19 protein-coding genes are annotated in these 18,441 nt (G+C 66.2%); 9 read left to right on the top strand and 10 right to left on the bottom strand.

Features of this window, described 5'->3' with window-relative positions; translation table 11 throughout:
- Window positions 1–71: 71 nt before the first annotated feature.
- Together H977_RS0102495 and H977_RS0102490 are read right to left on the bottom strand one after the other, a co-directional pair.
- Window positions 72–959 carry a MaoC/PaaZ C-terminal domain-containing protein gene (locus H977_RS0102495; RefSeq protein ID WP_196808153.1) on the bottom strand — a complete coding sequence of 296 codons (888 nt, stop codon included), beginning with the start codon at window positions 957–959 and terminating at the stop codon, window positions 72–74.
- Window positions 904–2,256 carry a 3-oxoacyl-ACP reductase gene (locus tag H977_RS0102490; protein WP_029106368.1) on the bottom strand — a complete coding sequence of 451 codons (1,353 nt, stop codon included), beginning with the start codon at window positions 2,254–2,256 and terminating at the stop codon, window positions 904–906. Before H977_RS0102490 ends, H977_RS0102495 begins: the two co-directional genes overlap by 56 nt.
- Window positions 2,257–2,365: 109 nt before the next feature.
- Between H977_RS0102490 and H977_RS0102485 the strand changes: the two genes are divergently transcribed.
- The 4 genes from H977_RS0102485 (at window position 2,366) to H977_RS0102470 (ending at window position 6,972) form a co-directional block, all read left to right on the top strand.
- Window positions 2,366–3,667, top strand: coding sequence for an acetyl-CoA C-acetyltransferase (locus tag H977_RS0102485; protein ID WP_029106367.1), 1,302 nt, complete (start codon window positions 2,366–2,368; stop codon window positions 3,665–3,667).
- 384 nt (window positions 3,668–4,051) lie between these two features.
- Window positions 4,052–4,963 (top strand): TIGR03564 family F420-dependent LLM class oxidoreductase, encoded by a 912-nt coding sequence (locus tag H977_RS0102480; RefSeq protein ID WP_029106366.1) that lies wholly within the window; start codon window positions 4,052–4,054, stop codon window positions 4,961–4,963.
- Between the two features lie 72 nt (window positions 4,964–5,035).
- Window positions 5,036–6,328 (top strand): sensor histidine kinase, encoded by a 1,293-nt coding sequence (locus H977_RS0102475; protein WP_231395849.1) that lies wholly within the window; start codon window positions 5,036–5,038, stop codon window positions 6,326–6,328.
- Entirely contained in the window at window positions 6,325–6,972 is a 648-nt protein-coding gene (locus H977_RS0102470; RefSeq protein ID WP_029106364.1) for a response regulator transcription factor, read from the top strand. The genes H977_RS0102475 and H977_RS0102470 overlap by 4 nt, the downstream gene beginning before the upstream one ends.
- Window positions 6,973–6,985: 13 nt before the next feature.
- Here the strand turns inward: H977_RS0102470 and H977_RS0102465 are convergent, their stop codons facing one another.
- Together H977_RS0102465 and H977_RS0102460 are read right to left on the bottom strand one after the other, a co-directional pair.
- The gene (locus tag H977_RS0102465; protein WP_029106363.1) at window positions 6,986–9,889 is read right to left on the bottom strand and encodes an MMPL/RND family transporter; all 2,904 of its coding nucleotides are present in this window, start codon (window positions 9,887–9,889) and stop codon (window positions 6,986–6,988) included.
- Window positions 9,886–10,332, bottom strand: a complete 447-nt coding sequence (locus H977_RS0102460; protein ID WP_029106362.1) for an MmpS family transport accessory protein — start codon at window positions 10,330–10,332, stop codon at window positions 9,886–9,888. The genes H977_RS0102465 and H977_RS0102460 overlap by 4 nt, the downstream gene beginning before the upstream one ends.
- Before the next feature lie 150 nt (window positions 10,333–10,482).
- Here H977_RS0102460 and H977_RS0102455 point away from each other — a divergent pair, with 150 nt between their 5' ends.
- Window positions 10,483–11,085 (top strand): TetR/AcrR family transcriptional regulator, encoded by a 603-nt coding sequence (locus tag H977_RS0102455; RefSeq protein WP_029106361.1) that lies wholly within the window; start codon window positions 10,483–10,485, stop codon window positions 11,083–11,085.
- Window positions 11,086–11,098: 13 nt separating this feature from the next.
- On the opposite strand, the gene H977_RS0102450 is transcribed toward H977_RS0102455, so the two are convergent.
- Both H977_RS0102450 and H977_RS0102445 read right to left on the bottom strand, forming a co-directional pair.
- Window positions 11,099–11,392 (bottom strand): DUF3618 domain-containing protein, encoded by a 294-nt coding sequence (locus tag H977_RS0102450; protein WP_029106360.1) that lies wholly within the window; start codon window positions 11,390–11,392, stop codon window positions 11,099–11,101.
- Complete coding sequence (locus H977_RS0102445; protein ID WP_029106359.1) at window positions 11,379–11,789, bottom strand: phage holin family protein; 411 nt, start codon at window positions 11,787–11,789, stop codon at window positions 11,379–11,381. The genes H977_RS0102450 and H977_RS0102445 overlap by 14 nt, the downstream gene beginning before the upstream one ends.
- A gap of 172 nt (window positions 11,790–11,961) precedes the next feature.
- Between H977_RS0102445 and H977_RS0102440 the strand changes: the two genes are divergently transcribed.
- A complete protein-coding gene (locus H977_RS0102440) occupies window positions 11,962–12,234 on the top strand; it encodes a DUF4235 domain-containing protein (RefSeq protein WP_029106358.1) in 273 nt (90 codons plus the stop codon).
- 27 nt (window positions 12,235–12,261) lie between these two features.
- Here the strand turns inward: H977_RS0102440 and H977_RS0102435 are convergent, their stop codons facing one another.
- The 4 genes from H977_RS0102435 to H977_RS0102420 all read right to left on the bottom strand — a co-directional run bounded on the left by H977_RS0102435 (window position 12,262) and on the right by H977_RS0102420 (window position 14,658).
- On the bottom strand, window positions 12,262–12,534 hold the full coding sequence (locus tag H977_RS0102435) for a hypothetical protein (RefSeq protein ID WP_029106357.1): 273 nt from the start codon (window positions 12,532–12,534) through the stop codon (window positions 12,262–12,264).
- 68 nt (window positions 12,535–12,602) lie between these two features.
- A complete protein-coding gene (locus tag H977_RS0102430) occupies window positions 12,603–13,094 on the bottom strand; it encodes a hypothetical protein (RefSeq protein WP_029106356.1) in 492 nt (163 codons plus the stop codon).
- Between the two features lie 109 nt (window positions 13,095–13,203).
- Window positions 13,204–13,839: a DUF1361 domain-containing protein gene (locus H977_RS0102425; RefSeq protein WP_029106355.1), complete on the bottom strand. Its 636-nt coding sequence runs from the start codon at window positions 13,837–13,839 to the stop codon at window positions 13,204–13,206.
- A gap of 48 nt (window positions 13,840–13,887) precedes the next feature.
- Window positions 13,888–14,658 (bottom strand): IclR family transcriptional regulator, encoded by a 771-nt coding sequence (locus H977_RS0102420; protein ID WP_029106354.1) that lies wholly within the window; start codon window positions 14,656–14,658, stop codon window positions 13,888–13,890.
- A 52-nt stretch (window positions 14,659–14,710) separates the two neighbouring features.
- Here H977_RS0102420 and H977_RS0102415 point away from each other — a divergent pair, with 52 nt between their 5' ends.
- The 3 genes from H977_RS0102415 to H977_RS32370 are packed head-to-tail and all read left to right on the top strand — an operon-like array spanning window position 14,711 to window position 18,440.
- Window positions 14,711–16,180, top strand: a complete 1,470-nt coding sequence (locus H977_RS0102415; protein WP_502691129.1) for an MmgE/PrpD family protein — start codon at window positions 14,711–14,713, stop codon at window positions 16,178–16,180.
- A complete protein-coding gene (locus H977_RS32375) occupies window positions 16,180–17,565 on the top strand; it encodes an MmgE/PrpD family protein (RefSeq protein WP_051288568.1) in 1,386 nt (461 codons plus the stop codon). The genes H977_RS0102415 and H977_RS32375 overlap by 1 nt, the downstream gene beginning before the upstream one ends.
- Window positions 17,562–18,440 carry an isocitrate lyase/PEP mutase family protein gene (locus H977_RS32370; RefSeq protein WP_051288566.1) on the top strand — a complete coding sequence of 293 codons (879 nt, stop codon included), beginning with the start codon at window positions 17,562–17,564 and terminating at the stop codon, window positions 18,438–18,440. The genes H977_RS32375 and H977_RS32370 overlap by 4 nt, the downstream gene beginning before the upstream one ends.
- The last annotated feature ends 1 nt before the right edge of the window (window position 18,441 follow it).

The raw sequence follows: 18,441 nt of genomic DNA, 5'->3' as shown, positions 1-18,441 counted from the left end.
AACGCCGGGCGTGCAACCAGATCGCGACCGAGCGTGAAAACGCGGTCTGAGTGCACGCCCGGCGACCACGCTCAGTGCAGCGGGCTCACCGTCGCCGACAGGTGCGGGTAACCCTTCTTCAGGTTGCGCAGGGTCAGCTCCCAGCCGTCGGCGTCGCGCTCTACGTAGAGCCCGGCCTTGGCGGGCAGTACCACGGGCTTGGCGAACCGCACCGAGTACTTGACCGCATCGGGGAGCTGCCCCTCGATGTTGGCCAGAACTGCCGCAGCGCTGAACATTCCATGCGCGATCACGGTCGGGAAGCCGAACAGTTTGGCGGCCAGCCCGTTGGTGTGGATGGGGTTGTGGTCCCCGCCGATCGACGCGTAGCTCCGGATCTGGCCCGGGCTGATGTTCAGAACGGCGTTGGGCGGCGGCAGCTTCGGCTGCTTCTGCGGTTCCGGCTTGGGCTCACCGGACAGGCTGGTCTTCTGCTGGTGCAGGAATGTCGTCACCTGGTGCCACGCCGTGTCATTGCCGACCTTGAGCTCGGTCACAATGTCCACCAGCAGGCCCTTGCGGTGCTCGCGCAGGTTCTCCGCGTGCACCGCCGCGCTGACGGTGTCGGTCACCTTGATCGGCCGGTACTGGGTGATGTGGTTCTCCAGATGCACCGAACCCATTGCGGCGAACGGGAAATCGAATCCGGTGACCAGCGACATCACTGTCGGGAAGGTCAGCGCGAACGGGTAGGTCAGCGGCAGGGTGTCACCGAACCGCAGCCCGGTCACCTGGGCGTAGGCGGCGACGTTGGCGGGGTCGATGGGGAGGTTGTCGACCGTGACGGTGCGGGCCGGCAACGTATCGTCGCGCGGTACGAACGGCAACGCCCCGACGACGGCCCGGAGCATGTTGTTCACGCTGTCACGCCCCCAACATGGCCTGGCCGCAGACCCGGATGGTGTTTCCGGTGACCGCATTCGACGCCGGGCTGGCGAAGTAGGCGATCAGCTCGGCCACGTCCACCGGCTTGCCGCCCTGGAACAGCGAGTTCAGCCGGCGGCCGACCTCACGGGTGGCCAGTGGGATCGCGTCGGTCATCTTGGTCTCGATGAATCCCGGGGCCACGGCGTTGATGGTGATGTCCTTCTCGGCCAGCACCGGGGCCAGCGCCTCGGCGAGCCCGATCATGCCGGCCTTGGTGGTGGCGTAGTTGGTCTGCCCGCGGTTACCGGCGATGCCGGCCATCGACGACAGTCCGATCACCCGGCCGCCCTCGCCCAGCACTCCGGCCTCCACCAAACCCTCGGTGAGTCGTTGCGGGGCAAGCAGGTTCACCGCCACCACGGAGTCCCAGCGGCTCTCGTCCATGTTGGCCAGCAGCTTGTCGCGGGTGATACCGGCGTTGTTCACCAGCACATCGACCTTGCCGTCGTGCTGTGCGGTGACGTGCGCGACGATCTGTTCGACTGCATCGTCGGCGGTGACGTCGAGCGTCAGCGCGCTGCCACCCACCTTCTCCGCGACCTTGCCGAGATCCTCGGCGGCCTGCGGCACGTCGACGGCCACCACGGTGGCGCCGTCCCGCGCGAACACCTCCGCGATCGTCGCGCCGATCCCGCGGGCCGCACCGGTCACCACGGCCACCTTGCCGGCCAGTGGCTTGTCCCAGTCCGCCGGCGGCGTCGAGTCGGCGGCACCGACCCGGTACACCTGCCCGTCGACGTAGGCCGACTTGGCCGAGAGGATGAAGCGCAGGGTTGACTCCAGGCCGGTGGCGGCGGGCTTGGCGTCGGCGGCCAGGTACACGAGCGACGCCGTGGCGCCGCGCTGCAGCTCCTTGCCCAGCGATCGGGTGAAGCCTTCCAGGGCGCGCTGCGCGATCTGGGCGTGGACGCTGCCGGCCTGCTCCGGTGTGGTGCCGATGACGACCACGCGTGCGCACGACGCGAGGTTGCGCAGAACCGGGGTGAAGAACTGGTAGAGCTCCTTGAGCCCGGCCGGGTCGTCGATGCCGGTGGCGTCGAGCACCACACCGCCGAACGAATCGGCCCAGCGGCCGCCGATGTTGTTGGAGACGACGTCATAGTCGTCGGCCAGGGCTGCGCGCAGGGGTTCGACGACGCGTCCCTCCCCGCCGATCAGCAGGGAGCCGGGCAGCGGCGGCTGCCCGGGGCGGTAGCGGCGCAGGGTCTCGGGCTGCGGCACGCCCAGCTGTTTGGCCAGGAACGATCCCGGCCCGGAGTTGACCACTTGGGAGAACAGGTCGGAAGCCACTTCAGCTGCCTTTCGCTTCGCAGTACTGCGTTGTCCATACCGAACTTACTCCAGAGTAAGAACAGTGGGTAATATGGCCCCGGACAACCCGACAGTGGAGGGCAAACAGATGGCCAACAACACGACCCGGCGACGCGTTGCCGTTTTGGGTGGCAACAGGATTCCGTTCGCACGGTCCGACGGCGCGTATGCCAACGCCTCCAACCAGGACATGTTCACCGCCGCCCTGGACGGGCTGATCGAGCGATTCGATCTGACCGGTGAACGCCTCGGCGCGGTGATCGGCGGAGCGGTACTCAAGCACAGCCGCGACTTCAACCTCATGCGTGAATGCGTGCTGGGCAGCGCATTGTCGCCCTACACGCCCGCTTACGACATCCAGCAGGCGTGCGGCACCGGCCTACAGGCCGCCACCGCGGCTGCCAACGCCATCGCGCTGGGCCAGTACGAATCGGCCGCGGCCGGCGGCGTGGACACCGCCTCGGATGCGCCCATCGCGTTCGGCAACGACCTGCGCCAGGTGCTGCTGGGCCTGCGCCGCGCCAAGTCCAACATCGACCGGCTCAAGCTGGTGGGCAAGCTGCCTGCCGCGCTGGGGGTGGAGATCCCCGTCAACAGCGAGCCCCGCACCGGCATGTCGATGGGTGAGCACGCCGCCGTCACCGCCAAGAAGATGGGCGTCAAGCGCGTCGACCAGGACGAACTGGCCGCCGCGAGCCACCGCAACATGGCTGCCGCCTACGACAGCGGCTTCTTCGATGACCTGGTCACCCCGTTCCTGGGGCTGTACCGGGACAACAACCTGCGGGCAGATTCCAGCCCGGAGAAGTTGGCAAAGCTCAAGCCGGTGTTCGGCGTCAAGGCCGGCGACGCGACCATGACTGCGGGCAACTCGACCCCATTGACCGACGGTGCCTCGGTGGCCCTGCTGGCCAGCGAGGACTGGGCCGAGGCGCACGGCCACGAGCCGCTGGCCTACTTCGTCGACTCCGAGACCGCCGCCGTCGACTACGTCAACGGGCCCGACGGCCTGCTGATGGCACCCACGTACGCGGTGCCCCGGCTGCTCGCCCGCAACGGCCTGACGTTGCAGGATTTCGACTTCTACGAGATCCACGAGGCGTTCGCCTCGGTCGTGCTGGCCACGCTGGCGGCCTGGGATTCCGACGAGTACTGCAAGGAGCGGCTGGGGCTGGACAAAGCACTCGGCTCCATCGATCGGTCCAAGCTCAACGTCAACGGCTCCTCTCTGGCGGCGGGCCACCCGTTCGCGGCCACCGGCGGCCGGATCGTCGCCCAGCTGGCCAAGCAGCTGGCGGAGAAGAAGAAGCAAACCGGTCAGCCCGTGCGCGGCCTGATCTCGATTTGTGCGGCGGGTGGGCAGGGCGTCACCGCCATTTTGGAGGCGTAGCTTGCGGGCCCGAAAACATCCGAAAAGTTTCTTTTGGAGATGTGTAACGGGCGCGGCATAGAGGTCGATACACGGGTAGCTCCGTGTTGCCGTCTGACCCCCCGACCCGACGGCAACACGGGGCACCTAACTTTCTGATTCCCGGCTAGATTCGGCCGTACTTTTCTCTGGTCTGAGGGGTACCCGAGGCGTACGATCGAGCCTACGACGGGTTCGGGAGTGACAAATCCAAAGAGTCGGTACAGGGGTGAAACACCGGCTGCGTGAGACGAATTGGAACGCCCCCAAGTGTCCTCCCGAACCCGCCCTTATTTTTCTGATCGACTTCTCTGATTAGCGACCCTTCCGGTCCCATGCGACCCGCCCTCCGCATAGCGTGTGGTCATGCAGATCAGCATCCTCGCCTCACTGAGTGAAACCGCCGGCCGCTCCCCGATCGACGCCACTGTCGAAAATCTCGCGCAGCTGCGCGACGAGGGATTCCGGCGGGTCTGGATGACCCAGATGCCGTCTGAGCCCGATCTGCTGACGGTGCTGGCGGTGGCGTTGCGTGAGGTCGACGGGATCGAGGTGGGCTCCGGTGTCATCCCGATCCAGAACCAGCACCCGATGCTGCTGGCCCAGCGAGCCCTCACCCTCAGCCTGATCAGCGGCGGCCGGTTCCTGCTCGGGCTCGGCATGACGCACGCGGCGGTCACCGAGGGCATGTGGGGCATCCCGTGGGACAAGCCGGTCCGCCGCCTCCGTGAGTACCTCGACGGACTGCAGCCACTGCTTGCCGGTGAGCCCGCCGATGCGCCGGGGGAGACGGTCACCACTCGCGGCGCCCTGCAGATCCCGGGCGCTTCGGCGCCCGACGTGTACATCGCCGCCCTGGGGCCGCAGCTGCTCAAGCTCGCCGGCCGCCGGACCGCGGGCACTGTCACCTGGATGACGGGGCCGACCACGTTGGCCGAACATGTCGGCCCGACGTTGCGCGAGGCGGCCGGGGACCGTCCGGTCCGCGTTGTCGCAGCACTTCCGGTCAGCGTCACCGACGATGTCGACGGGGCCCGCGCCCAGGCCGCCAAACAGTTCGCGATGTACGGACACCTGCCGTCTTATCGGGCCATGCTCGACCGGGAGGGTTACGCCGGCCCCGAGGACGCTGTCATCATCGGGGATGAAAGCACCGTGGCAGAACGTATTCGGTCCCTCGGAGCGGCCGGTGTCGACGAATATGTCGGCGTGGTGTTCGACGCGTCACCCGAAAACAGAGCCCGCACAAGGGCACTGCTGCGGTCCCTCGACAGCTGACGGTGTGGCCAGCCACACCCCATATTGGCCGGACAGCACCATCGCTCGGTACCAACATGCCGGGCAACGATGATGACCGTGACCACCACTGCAATCACCTCGGCCTCCGCGCCTGAAGACCGGCGCCGAACCCTGACGACACCGTTCACCGCGGCAGCTTGTCGTGGCTATCTGTATTTCCTGCTGGTCAGCGTCCTTGCCCTGGTCGGCGTGGTCTACCTGTTCGTGACCGGGCTGACGTCGGGGCTGCTGCTCGTCACCTTGGTAGGCATCCCGCTGCTGGCGCTGGTGGTGCTGTCGGGTCGACTGTGGAGCGCGCTGTACCGGTCGCTGGCTCGGCTGATCGGCGTCACCATCGACCCGCCGACACCGTTCGTCCGACGGGCAAGTTGGCCGCATACTCTGGCCGCTGCACTGACCGATGGCGTCGGTTGGCGCGGTCTCGGGTTCCTGCTCCTGCAGAGCGTCGTGATGACGCCCCTCGGTTACGGCGTCGTGCTGGCTGTCGCGATATCGGCGATCCTGGTGGTCTCTCCGCTGATCTGGGCGCTCACGGGAGAATCGATTGTCAGCTTCGGCGAACCCGTGGACTCTCTCGGCGCATACCTGCTGCTGGCGATGGGCGGACTTCTCGGGCTGTATGTGCTGGCGTGGATCATGCTCGGCATCGGGCGCGCCCATGTCTGGCTGGCCGGATCGCTGCTCGCGCCCACCGACCGCGAACGCCGGGTCGGCGAGCTGGAGCGGGCCCGCGCCGACGTGGTCGACGATTCGGCCGCGACGCTGCGCCGCGTGGAGCGCGACCTGCACGACGGGACCCAGGCACGGCTGATCGCCGTGGCGATGACGCTGGCCCGTGCGGAGGAACAGTTGGCCGATCCAGAGAAGGCTGAGCGCGCCCGGCAACTGGTCTCCGACGCGTTGGCGAACACCAAGGACACGCTGACCGAGCTTCGTGATCTGGTGCGCGGAATCCGTCCTCCCGCACTGGATCTCGGCCTCGTACCGGCCGTGCAGACATTGGTGGCGCGCAATCCCGTTCCCGTCGAGCTGGTCGACGACCTCACGGTGCGGCCCTCGCTGGGCGTGGAGACGCTGGCGTATTTCTGCGTGGCCGAGTTGCTGGCCAACGTGTCCAGGCATTCCGGGGCCACACAGGCCACGGTGCACCTCCACAGCGCCGTTGAGGAGCTGCGGATCACCGTGACCGACAACGGTTCCGGAGGGATTCAGCCGGCCAATGGCTCCGGCCTCACGGGTTTGGCCGACCGGCTCCGGATGGTCGACGGTCGTCTCGACATCGACAGTCCCCTTGGCGGGCCCACCACGGTGACCGCGGTCGTTCCGTCGGGAGCACCGCGGTGACCCGGTTGGCCATCGCCGAGGACAACGCGATCCTGCGTGACGGCCTGACCCAGTTGCTCGTCGAACGCGGGCATGAAGTTGTGGCCAAGGTGGGCACGGCCGATCAGGTGCGCGAGATCGCCGAGACCCTGCGTCCGGAAGTGTTCGTCATCGACATCCGCATGCCACCGACGTTCACCGACGAGGGACTGATCGCGGCAGTCTCACTCCGGCACTCATGCCCGGACGTCGGCGTGCTCGTGTTCTCGCAGTGGGTGGAAACCCGCTATGCCGCTGAGTTGCTGGCCGGGAACCCCGAAGGCGTCGGCTATCTGCTCAAGGACCGGGTGGCCGACATCGGCGAGTTCGATGCCGCGGTGCGGCGCATTGCCTCGGGAGGTACCGCGCTCGATCCGGAGGTGGTGCGCCAGCTGATGGGGACGCGCCGTAGCGGCGACGCGCTGGCCCGGCTGACACCGCGGGAACGCGAGGTGCTCGCGTTGATGGCCGAGGGCCATTCGAACAGTGCTTTGGCCGAACAGCTTTCGGTGTCCGAACGTGCGGTGGAGAAACACATCGGCAGCATCTTCACCAAACTCGACCTGCCGCCGTCGTCGGCGCATCACCGGCGCGTACTGGCGGTTGTCACCTACCTGAATTCCTAGCCACGGCCGGGCTTCAGGTGACTGCCCCCGCTCCAGGCTCCGGCTCTTTGTCGAGCAGTTCGCGCACCGAGTTCCGAGAACCGTAGGGCCGCAACATCCGGCTGGCCGGGCGGGGCCGGACGATCTGCGGCCACCAGAACCACCGGCCGAGCAGCGCCGCGATGGACGGTGTCATGAACGACCGCACGATCAACGTGTCGAACAGCAGGCCGAGGCCGATCGTGGTGCCGATCTGGCCGAGGACGATGAGATCGCTGAAGATGAACGAGGACATGGTGGCCGCGAACACCAGCCCGGCCGCGGTCACCACTCGGCCGGTGCCTGCCATGGCGCGGATGACACCGGTCTTGAGCCCTGCCCCGATCTCCTCCTGGAATCGGGATATCAACAGCAGGTTGTAGTCGGCGCCCACCGCCAGCAACAGGATGATGGCCAGTGCCAGCACGATCCAGTACAGCTGGATGCCGAAGATGTACTGCCACACCAGGACCGACAGGCCGAACGACGCTCCCAGCGACAGCACCACGGTGCCGACGATGACCATTGCGGCAACGATGCTTCGGGTGATGAACATCATGATGAGCAGGATGAGGCTGATCGCGGCCAATGCGGCGATGAGCAGGTCGTATTTGGCGCCGTCCTGAATATCCTTGTAGGCCGAGGCGGTTCCGGCCACGTAGATCTTGGCGTCCGACAGGGGAGTGGCCTTGATCGCGTCGAACGCGGAGTCCTTGAGCGCGTCGATGTGTGAAATACCTTCGGGCGTGGCGGGAGTGCCCTCATGCGTGATGATCATGCGGGCGGCTTTGCCGTCGGGCGACATGAACAGTTTCAGGCCGCGCTTGAAGTCGGGATTGTCGAAGGCTTCGGGAGGCAGGTAGAACGAGTCGTCGTTCTTGGCGGAGTCGAAGGCCTGTCCCATCGCGGTCGAGTTCTGCAGGGCCTCCTCCGACTGCGAGTTGGTCCCGGCCGTGGTGGCGTAATTCGACAGAGTCAGGTCACGGTTTCGCTCCTGGATGGCGATCTGGGGCGGGAGCAGCGCCACCAGTTTCGGCTGAAGCGCATCAAGCTTGTCCAAGCTCGCAGTGATCTGCCCGAACTGGTCGCTGAGCTTGTCGATCCCGTCGAGTGCGTCGAACACCGATCGCAACGCCGCACACATGGGGATGTCGAAACAGTGTGGCTCCCAGTAGAAGTAATTGCGCAGGGGCCGGAACTGATCGTCGAAATTGGCGATCTTGTCGCGAAGGTCGTTCACGATCGCCACGGTGTCGTGGAACGCCTGAGTCTGCTCATGGGTCGCCGCGGCACTGGCCTGCTGCAGCGTGACCTGCTGTTTGAGGATGTTGATCGTGTTCGACAGCTCGTTGGCCTGCTTGAGCAGATCGGCGGCGCGATCCTGCTGGTAGCCCAAATTCATGATCTGACTGGCGCTTTGGGCGCTGATCTGAAAGGGGATGGAGCTGTGCTTGATCGGCGTGCCCAGGGGCCGGGTGATCGACTGGACCAGGGCGATGCCGCGGGTGTGCAGAACGGCTTTGGCCACGCGTTCGAGGACCAGCATGTCCGAGGGGTTGCGCATGTCGTGATCGGTTTCGATCATCAGCAGCTCGGGGTTCAGCCGGGCCTCCGAGAAGTGGCGGGTGGCGGCGGTATAGCCGATGTTGGCCGGTGCCGATTCCGGGAGGTAAGGGCGACCGTCGTAGCTGGTCTTGTACCCCGGCAGGGCGAGGAGGCCGATCAGCGCGATCAGGCATGACACCACCAGGATGGGGCCGGGCCAACGCACGATCGCGGTACCGATGCGGCGCCATCGCGGTGCTCGCGGGTTGCGTTTCGGCTCGAAGAGTCCGAACTGGCTGGCGATGGTCAATACGGCGGGCCCCAGGGTCAGCGCCGCCGCCAGTGTCACGAGCACGCCGATGGCGGCGGGGACGCCCAAGGTCTGGAAGTAGGGCAGACGGGTGAAGTACAAGCACGCCACTGCTCCTGCGATGGTCAGTCCGGAGCCGACGATGACGTGCACGGTGCCGCGAAACATGTCGTAATAGGCGGCTTCTCGGTCCATGGCACGACTACGTGCTTCGTGATAGCGGCCGACGATGAAGATGCCGTAGTCCGTGCCCGCGGCGATTGCCAGGAGCGTCAGCAGGTTGGTCGAATAGGTGGACAGGCCGATGATCCCGGTGTGAGCGAGCGCGGCGACGACACCTCGCGCGGCCGACAGCTCTATGAGGACCGTGACGAGCATGAGGAACATCGTGACGAAGGACCGGTAGACGACCAGCAGCATCACGGCGATGACCAAAAACGTGAGGAGCGTGACCTTTTCGGTACCCTCACTGCCCACTTCGAAGTTGTCGGTGATCAGCGGCGCGGCGCCGGTGACATAGGCCTTGACCCCGGGCGGTGGCGGGGTGGTTGCCACGATTTCGCGGATGGCGTCGACGGATTGATTGGACAGCGCCTCGCCCTGGTTGCCGGCGAGGTATACCTGCACGAGAGCGGCTTTGCCGTCCTTGCTCTGAGAGCCACCCGCGGTGAGCGGATCGCCCCAGAAGTCCTGGATGTGCTCGACGTGTGTGGTGTCCTCGGCCAGTTTTTTCACCAAGGTGTCGTAGAAGCGGTGAGCCTCATCGCCGAGGGGCTGGTCGCCTTCGAGCACGATCATGGCCGCGCTGTCGGAATTGAACTCGTCGAAGACCTGTCCGATATGGCGCATCGCCATGGTCGACGGCGCATCGGGGGCGTTGAGTCCCACCGAGCGAGCGGCGCCGACGACTTCCAGTTGTGGCACAAGGATATTCGTCAGCGCAGCGATGGCGACCCACACCAGCACGATGGGCACCGCGAGCAGGCGAATGGTCCGCGCCGTCCTGGAATGCTCGGTGGCACCCTCGACGTGCTGGCCGCTCATGCCGATTTGTCCAAGCAGGCGATGTAACCGTTCACGTTGCTCGTGGACCTTTCGTCCTTGACGACCCCGTTGACGGTGATGCGGCACCCGATGGTCCCGCCGTCACCTTGAGCGCGGAGATCGGCGAACATGGTCGGGTCATCCGTGACCAGGGTTTGCGACCACGGCAGGGTCACATCATCGACCCGCTGGGGTTGTGCGTCGATGTCCAGGTAATTGATGGTGGCGACCGAACCCGGTGATCCGAACACCTCGAAGAGAACCCTCTTGGGGTTGTACCCGGTGTTCTCCAGGGCGTCGGCGCTCGGCCGTGACACCTCGTTGTCGGAGCCGAATATCCCGTGCAGGCGACTGACGGTGAACGCGACGACGGCCACCACCAGCACGGCCACGATCACCGTCCAGCGTCGCCTGATCAGGCCTCCTACCGAGATCCCCGCCATCTCAGTGCCTTTCGACAACGGCCGCCCTACGCATCGTGAGTCGAGAGTCTGTGGCCGTCCAAAGCTTCTGAACGGTACCGTACGGTACTATCCTGGACGGGGCAAGACCTACGGACTGCTAGGCCCACCGCTCCGGAAAGGTTTCCCCGCGTGGCTCCTTCTTCTACGCATCACGTCTCACCGCCGGCAACGGCGGCGCAGTGGACTGAGCGTGAGTCGGAGTTGTTGGCAGTCACCCTGCGGCTGTTGCAGCAGCACGGATACGACCGGCTGACCGTGGAAGCCGTGGCGACCGAAGCGAAATCGAGCAAGGCCACGATCTACCGGCGGTGGCCGTCGAAGACTGAGCTGGTGCTGGCCGCCTTCATCGAGGGCACTCGGATTCAGTTGATACCGCCCCGCACCGGCTCGTTGCGCGCCGACCTCTTGAGCATCGGCGCGTCGGTGTGTACCCAGGCACGCGAGCACGGCAGCACGATGAGCGCCATCATGAGCGAGGTCGCGCACAGTCCGGAACTCAGTGCGGCCCTTCAGAATCAGTTCGTGCTCGCGCGCAAGAAGCTGATGGCCGAGGTCTTGGCCGACGCGGTCGACCGCGGTGAGATCGACGCTGGAGCGATCCATGACGAACTGTGGGATGTGATGCCGGGCTATCTCGTGTTCCGGTCCTTGATTCCCGGACGTCCGCCCACCGAAGAGACGGTCCGCGCGCTGGTGGACGACGTGTTGATGCCGAGCCTGACCCGGCTCTGAGAGCCGGCCCGGGTCAGCGGCGCCGCCGCCACACCAGCAGGCCGACCACCGCAACGAGCGCGATCACCACGGCTGCCGGCACCGCAGGCTTGGAACGCGCGGCCTCGGTTGCGGCGTGGGTCCGGTCCACGACGGCGTGCTTGGTTTCGGCCGCCTTGTCCTGCGCGCGGCCCTTGACGTCGAACTTGTCCGACAGTGCGGCCACCGTCTCGCCCAGCTCGCCGCGGGTCTTGTCGATGTCGGACTGCAGTTCGTCGATGTCGGCGTCCGGCCCCGGTTCGGGGGGAAGGCGGTCAGCGGTTGCCATGTCGTGCCTCCTTGATCTGGTCGAGGTCGTGTTTGACGCTGCCGACTGATTCGGTCGCCGGCGGTGGAACCTTCCGGGCTTGGCTGCGGCTGATCAGAGCGGCCACCCCGGCTCCGAGGAACAGCACGGCGGCGACGATGATCGCGGCGGCCCAGACCGGGAGGACCAGTGCGATCGCGGCCACCGCTGCGGCGACCGCTGTCATGAGGCCCAACACCGCCAGCAGGCCGGCGGCACTGATCAGCCCGGCGCCGAGGCCGGCATGGCGGGCGGATTCCTGGAACTCCCGCTGCGCCAACCGCAGCTCGTCACGTACCAGTCGCGTCGTCTGCTCCTGGAGCTGCCCGAGGAGTTGAACCGTGGACGGTTCGTTGATGGTTTTCGATTCGGTCGTCATCGGTGTGCCTTTCACCAGACGTACTACTTCTCTGAAGAGCAGTGCCCGACGCACGGGCGGGCAAAACCTCGAACCGGCAGCTGCGCCGTTAAAACAGTCAGGTTGGGGGTATCCGCATTCGCAACCCGTGAGCCGGTGCGTTCCGGGCCCGTTGCCGATGTGAGGAGGATCCGTGAGCCGACTCTCGAAGATGCTGTACATGCCGCTGTCGATGGCCACGAGTGTGGGCGGAGGTCTGCTGGCCGGCGCGGTGTTCACCCAGATCTGGAAACGCATCGACGAGCCGAATCTGGAACCGCCCGACCCCAAGGATCTCGACCGGTCGGCCGCCAAGGCGCTGACGGCAGCGGCCATCCAAGGTCTGGTGTTCGGTTTGGTGCGTGCCGCCGTCGACCGTGCGGGGGCGAAGGGATACCGGGCGTTGGCCCACGAATCGCCGGTCTAGGGGGAGTGCCGCGCGGACTTGGGCCGGCTATTTCTCCGGTGCCGGAATGATCCTGCGAAGCAGGGTCCCGGTTGGATAGTTGAGCACCATGGGATCGCTGCCGGCGTGCGGCTGAGACGTCAGGATTACCCTCGGCTGCTCGCCGGTGATGAGTTCGTTTCTGATGTCCACGTTGGCCACTCGAAAAATGTGCGAGCGGGGATCGCTGTCGCCCGACATCGACAAGACGTCCCCGACGCGGACCTGTTCTACCGCAACATGCTCGACGTCTGGTGGCCTGGGGTCGGCAGGTTCGATCATGGGGCTCCCGGGCAGATCTGGTCGGATCAGGTCGACTCTATGACTCGGCCGTCCGCCAAGCCAGGCCGTCAACCGGCCCAGGTGCGCCGACTGGTGGCGCGCACCCTGCTGGTCGCCACGTTGTGTGGCCCGGCGCAGTGCACAGCGGGTGCGAGTTCGTCGTGTCGACGGCGGTCATCACGGTTCATGCGCCGGTTGAGTACCCGCGCGTCACGTCTGGACAGTGATTGGTTTCGACGGATCAGTAGATCCAGTTGTTGCCAGCTCAGGCCGTCGAGTTCGCCGCCGGAGTCGTGGGTCGCGACGACGACACAGCCGCGTAGCAAAGGGACCGACTTGGCGCTGAATGTTGTTGTAGCCAGCAAGAGTTCAGTGGCCGGCCGGTTGACGCGGCGCTGGCACCAATGGGTTGACGGGCTGAACCAGAAATCGAACTGCCGGTCGGTGGAAGTCAGGGATTGCAGCCCTTGGTCGTGCACGAGTTGGTCGATGTCGGCGGTCGTGTATGCCCGGGTCTCATAAATGTCGCCGGTGATACTGAAGTACAGGACGGTATGCATGGTGATGGTCCATTCGCCTCTTTCTCTTTGTGCGGGCCACAGACGCCACCCGCTGTTACTGAAGTTACCCATGTGGCAAATGGGATAAACCTTGATAACGATCAGAACACTATGTGCGCAATCCGCGCAGCGCCCAGATCGTCAGATAGGCCAGACCGAAGAACGCCGCAACCGCTATCGCCACGCCCGTCGACTGGACGTAGGACAGCGGTGAGCGCACCCAGTCGAGCGTCGCCGTGACCACCGCATCGGGACGGGTCACCAGGTCCCAGGAGTTCCATCGCTGGAAGCGGCCGATGACCACGCCGACGGCGCACAGCGCAACGGACAGCACGACGGCCAACCAGCCCCAGAAGGAGCCGAACTCGTCGTTCAGGCGTTGATGCACCAGCAGCAACGACACCACGCCCAACAGGATCCCGGTCCATGCGGCGAACCCGTACTGCAGCACGTGACGCCACAGTTCGTAACCCTCGGCGAGATGGACCAGGTCGGTCACCAGATAGGGGGCGTTGGGCAGGAAGGCCAACCAGGCCACGCCCAGCGGCAGCAGCCACAAACGGCGCTCGACCAGATCGAAGGCGACGGCGAAGATCATCGGGGTCCAGGCCAGCACCAGGTTCCAGATCAGGAACTTGGTCGGGTAGGACATGGGCGCCGCCGGATCGGTGATCCCAAGAGCGAGGGTCAGCGCGGTCGTCGCCATCAGTGAGACGACCAGCAGGATGCCACGGGCTTCGGTCATGGGGATCAGTGTGCCTGTTCGGCGCAGATGCCCCGAGACACAGATCCGCTAGAGGTCGAGGGCGTCGATGTTGTTTCCGGGATTCGGGCCCAGCAGTGCGGCGAGCCGCGGGCTGAGATCCCGGCACGCGGCCGTCAGCGGACCGGCGAGACGGCCCAGATGCTCGGGTGTCAGGCGTTCACACGGACCGGCAATGGTCATGGAGCCCAGCACGATCGGCACGGTTTCCGGGTTTTCGGCCTCGGCGAGCAGCGGCACGGAGATGCCGTTGATGCCGGGATGGTTCTCGCCGTAGGACATCTCGTAGCCACGTGCTCGGATCGCGGCCAGCTGTTGTGCCGTGACACCGTTGAGATCGATATCCGCAAGCTCGGTCTCGGGTAGATAGGCGAGGATGATCCGGCCGCTGGCCCCGGAAGCCAGCGGCGACCGCTCTCCGAGGATGCCGGCCGGGTCGAGGATCGGACCCGACCGGGCGGGCACCCCCAGCACGAGCACCCGGAAGCGGCCGGCTCGCAGGTGGATCACCGCCGCTTCGCCACTGATCGCGGCCAGTCGGGCCACCACCGGATACAACAGGCGCAGCATCGCCGGTCGCGGCCCGATGACGGTGGCCAGCGCGAGTGACCGGCTGGCCAATCGGTAGCCCGAGCGACCGAGGTGGTGAAGGTAGCCCTCCTGCTCGAGAGCCTGCAGTATCCGGAAGGCGTTGGACTGCGAGATTCCGGCCCGGTCGGCGACATCGCGCAACGTCGCCGGCTGACGCATCCCGGCGAGCGTTTCCAGCATCTGCAGTCCCCGCAGCGCTGTCGTGGCCACGTCGAAATTCTACTTGCGGATCCTGCAAGTTAACTGGTGTGTGGTCGGCGGTCTGCCTGGAATGGAGCAGGTGACCATTTCAGACATCGAACCCCGAGTAGCGGAAACCAACGCACCGAGCGCGCCTGACGGACCGACAGGCCGACTGGTGGACTGGGTGCACGCCCTCGACTGGGCAGAGATCCCGGAACCGGTGCGCCGACGCGCAGTGCACCTGTTGTTGGACGGTGTCGGGTGCGCCTTGGTCGGTGCCCAGCTGCCGTGGTCACGGACCGCCACCGCAGCTGTGCTCGGCATTGAAGGGCCCGGCGCCGTTCCGGTGATCGGTACCGGACGGACGACGACGCCGGTGGGGGCGGTGCTGCTCAACAGCACCTTCATTCAGGGGTTTGAGCTCGACGATTTTCATCCTCTGGCACCGCTGCACTCGGCATCGTTGCTGGTGCCGTCCCTGCTCTCGACAGCGGCCCAGCTGGATCGGGTGGTGAGCGGCCAGGAGCTGCTGGTCGCAGCGATTGCTGGGTTCGAGACCGGACCACGGATCGGTAACGCGCTGGGTGGCACCGAAATGCTTTCTCGCGGATGGCATTCGGGACCGGTGTTCGGTGGTATCGCGAGTGCCCTGGCGTGCGGCAAGCTGCGTGGCCTGGACGGGGCGCAGCTCGAGGATGCCGTCGGCTTCGCCGCCACCCAGTCCGCCGGACTGATGTCCGCGCAGTACGAGGCCATGGGCAAGCGGATGCAACATGGGTTCGCCGCGCGCAACGGATTCTATTCCGCCGCACTGGCACACACCGGCTACACCGGCATCGACCAGGTGCTGGAGCGTCCCTACGGTGGCTTTCTCGCGGTCTATGGCGAAGGGCACGATCCCGACGCCGACGCGCTCACCCGCGGGTTGGGGGAGAACTGGGAGACGACGTTCATCATGGTCAAGCCCTGGGCGGTGATGGGTGGACTGCAGGGAGTGGTCGAGGCCGCGCGCACGCTGCGGGAACGCTTGGCCGGCCGCATCATCGACCGGATCGACATCCGGGTCGGCGATGTCATCTACCACCACGGTTGGTGGCCGCCGCGGCGGCCGTTGACTGCCATCGGCGGGCAGATGAACATCGGCTACGCCGCGGCCGTCACGCTGCTCGACGGTGTCGCACTGCCTGAACAGTTCACCGCCGAACGCCTTGACGCGGACGACGTGTGGCAACTGGTGGACCGCACGCGCGTCGAACTCGACCGCAGCATCGATGAGCTGCCGCTGACCGAGCGGTTCCAGACGCATCTGACCCTGACGTTCGGCGACGGCAGCCAGGAGACGGCGACAGTCATTGCGCCCCATGGCTATCCGATGGACCCGGTGACCAATGACGAAGTGATCGCCAAGTTCCACAGCCTGGTATCGCGGGTCATGCCCGCCGACCGGGCCGAGGCGATCGAGCGTGCGGTGCTCGGCCTGGCCGAGGCCGACGACATATCGCCACTGGTGCAGCTTCTGGCCGGTGAAGTGGGAAGGGCGCTGGACTGATGGCCACCACGACCACTCCCGCCGGAGCCACCGCGACCCTGGCCGACTTCGTCGTGCACACCGCGCTGGACGATGTGCCCGAGCAGGCACGCAACCGGCTGGCCCAGTGCTTGCTCGACTTCATCGGTGTGGCCGCGGCCGGGTCGCGCTACGCCGAATCCAGCGCCGCGATCCGCGCCACGCTGCGCGGGCTGGTCAGCGGGGGAGACACCACGGTGGTCGCCGATCCGGAACCGTGGCCGGAACCGTATGCCGCACTGCTCAACGGGATCTACGCCCACAGCCTGGATTTCGACGACACCAACATCGCCAGTGGCCTGCACCCCGGCGCCGCGGTGATCCCTGCCGCCCTGGCGGCCGCCGAACGCGCCGATGTGACCGGCGCCGAGCTTCTGGTTGCGCTCGCGGTCGGATACGAAGTGTGCTGCCGGGTCGGCGTGGCGCTGGGACGGGGTGCCTATCAACGAGGCTTTCACCCGACCGCGATCGCCGGGCTGATCGGTGCGACGGCCGCTGCGTCCCGGTTGCGGGGTCTGGATGTTGACGGGGTGGCGCAGGCCATCGGCCTGGCGGGGTCGATGGCGTCCGGGTCGATGCAGTATCTGGCCAACGGTGCCGAGAACAAGCGCCTTCATCCTGGACTGGCCGCCCAGAATGCCGTTCTGGCAATGACATTCGCAGAGGCCGGACTGCGCGGTGCGGCAGCAGCCCTCGAAGGCGACTACGGCCTGCTGCACGCGTACAGCGATCAACCGCACCCGGATAGGCTTGTCGAAGACCTGGGCCGAACCTGGCTGTTGGAGGGCACCGGCATCAAGCCGTACCCGGCGTGCCGGCTCACCCACGGCGCCATTGATGCGGCCCTGCAGGCGCGACGCGAGTTGGGCATGAACCCGGCGCCCGACGCCACTGTTCGGCTGGCGATCTCACCTACCGCGGATCAGATTGTCGGCGGGACGGATCCGCGCAAGCGTGCCCCGCAGAACTCCGTCGACGGCCAATTCAGCGCGGTGTTCCAGACGGCGGTCGCGCTGCTCGACGGCCACGTCGACTGGGACAGCTATCAGCGCATCGCCGACCCTGATCTGCGGGCGCTGACCGCGCGCATCGAACTGGCCGTTGATCCGACCCTGCCGGAAGCCGGCGCCGAACTCCGCGTCACCTCCGGGCATGACACTCATACTGTGCGCGTCGAAGCGCCCTCCGGTGAACCCGGCACCGGTCTGTCCTGGGATCTGGTGCGGACCAAATACCAAGGCCTGACCAGAAATGCATTGCCCGACACCGTCGCTGCGACCATCGTCGACCTCGCATCCTGCCGCTCTGCACGGACCCTTGTCCAGCAACTGCGCACCCCGATTCCCGACCCTCAGGACAACTCATGACAACAACAGCACGGGCACGGCTGCGTGAACTGCTCGACCGTAAAGAGCTGATCGTGGCTCCCGGTGTGTACGACGGCATCTCGGCGCAACTGACCAAGCGCACGGGCCACACCGCGGCCTACCTCACCGGTGCCGGTGTCGCCGCCTCCGGATTCGGGCTACCTGACATCGGACTGGTCACCCAGACCGAGATGGTCGAGCGTGCCCGGATGGCAGTGCGCGCACTTGGCGACGTGCCGCTGCTGGCCGACGCCGACACGGGTTACGGCGCACCGATCAATGTCATCCGGACCGTGCGGGAATACGAAGACGCCGGTGTGGCCGCCATTCAACTGGAGGATCAGGCATTTCCGAAGCGCTGCGGTCATCTTCCCGACAAGGAGTTGGTGAGTGCCGACGACTTCGCCCGGACTCTGGGGGCCGCTTTGGAGGCACGGACCGATGAGGGAATGCTGCTGATCGCCCGAACCGACGCCCGTGGCCCGGTCGGTCTCGACGAGGCGATCCGACGCGCCAACCGGTACGCCGCCGAAGGTGCGGACATCCTCTTTGTCGAAGCACCGCAAAGCGATTCGGAGATCGAGCAGATCGCCGCCGAGGTCAACGCGCCGTTGCTACTCAACCTCGTCATCGGCGGCCTGACGCCCGAGCAGTCCGCCGAGCGTCTGCAACAACTGGGCTTCGCCGTTGCCATCCACCCGTCCGCGGCCCTTCTACCGTCGACGCTCGGTGCGCTCACCGCCTTGTGCCAGTTGCGCGGCATCGGCGTCGAGAAATTCCTGCCGATCAAGCCAGAGGACTTCTTCAATCTGGTCGGCATGGCCGAGTGGTTCGCCCTCGGCGAGACGTTCCAGCCCGCCCGACAGGAGGTGTGAC

Origin of the sequence: Mycobacterium sp. URHD0025 (assembly GCF_000426065.1) — a bacterium.
Taxonomy (GTDB): Bacteria; Actinomycetota; Actinomycetes; order Mycobacteriales; family Mycobacteriaceae; genus Mycobacterium.
The sequence above is the reverse complement of the archived record's forward strand: the minus strand, read 5'-3'. Positions and strand labels throughout refer to the sequence as shown.

Excerpts from the sequence above, each read along its gene's own strand:
- H977_RS0102495 (WP_196808153.1), bottom strand. The coding sequence starts at position 959 with ATGCGGTCACCGGAAACACCATCCGGGTCTGCGGCCAGGCCATGTTGG.
- H977_RS0102485 (WP_029106367.1), top strand. The coding sequence starts at position 2,366 with ATGGCCAACAACACGACCCGGCGACGCGTTGCCGTTTTGGGTGGCAAC.
- H977_RS0102480 (WP_029106366.1), top strand. The coding sequence starts at position 4,052 with ATGCAGATCAGCATCCTCGCCTCACTGAGTGAAACCGCCGGCCGCTCC.
- H977_RS0102475 (WP_231395849.1), top strand. The coding sequence starts at position 5,036 with ATGACCGTGACCACCACTGCAATCACCTCGGCCTCCGCGCCTGAAGAC.
- H977_RS0102465 (WP_029106363.1), bottom strand. The coding sequence starts at position 9,889 with ATGAGCGGCCAGCACGTCGAGGGTGCCACCGAGCATTCCAGGACGGCG.
- H977_RS0102460 (WP_029106362.1), bottom strand. The coding sequence starts at position 10,332 with ATGGCGGGGATCTCGGTAGGAGGCCTGATCAGGCGACGCTGGACGGTG.
- H977_RS0102450 (WP_029106360.1), bottom strand. The coding sequence starts at position 11,392 with ATGGCAACCGCTGACCGCCTTCCCCCCGAACCGGGGCCGGACGCCGAC.
- H977_RS0102445 (WP_029106359.1), bottom strand. The coding sequence starts at position 11,789 with ATGACGACCGAATCGAAAACCATCAACGAACCGTCCACGGTTCAACTC.
- H977_RS0102435 (WP_029106357.1), bottom strand. The coding sequence starts at position 12,534 with ATGATCGAACCTGCCGACCCCAGGCCACCAGACGTCGAGCATGTTGCG.
- H977_RS0102430 (WP_029106356.1), bottom strand. The coding sequence starts at position 13,094 with ATGCATACCGTCCTGTACTTCAGTATCACCGGCGACATTTATGAGACC.
- H977_RS0102425 (WP_029106355.1), bottom strand. The coding sequence starts at position 13,839 with ATGACCGAAGCCCGTGGCATCCTGCTGGTCGTCTCACTGATGGCGACG.
- H977_RS32375 (WP_051288568.1), top strand. The coding sequence starts at position 16,180 with ATGGCCACCACGACCACTCCCGCCGGAGCCACCGCGACCCTGGCCGAC.
- H977_RS32370 (WP_051288566.1), top strand. The coding sequence starts at position 17,562 with ATGACAACAACAGCACGGGCACGGCTGCGTGAACTGCTCGACCGTAAA.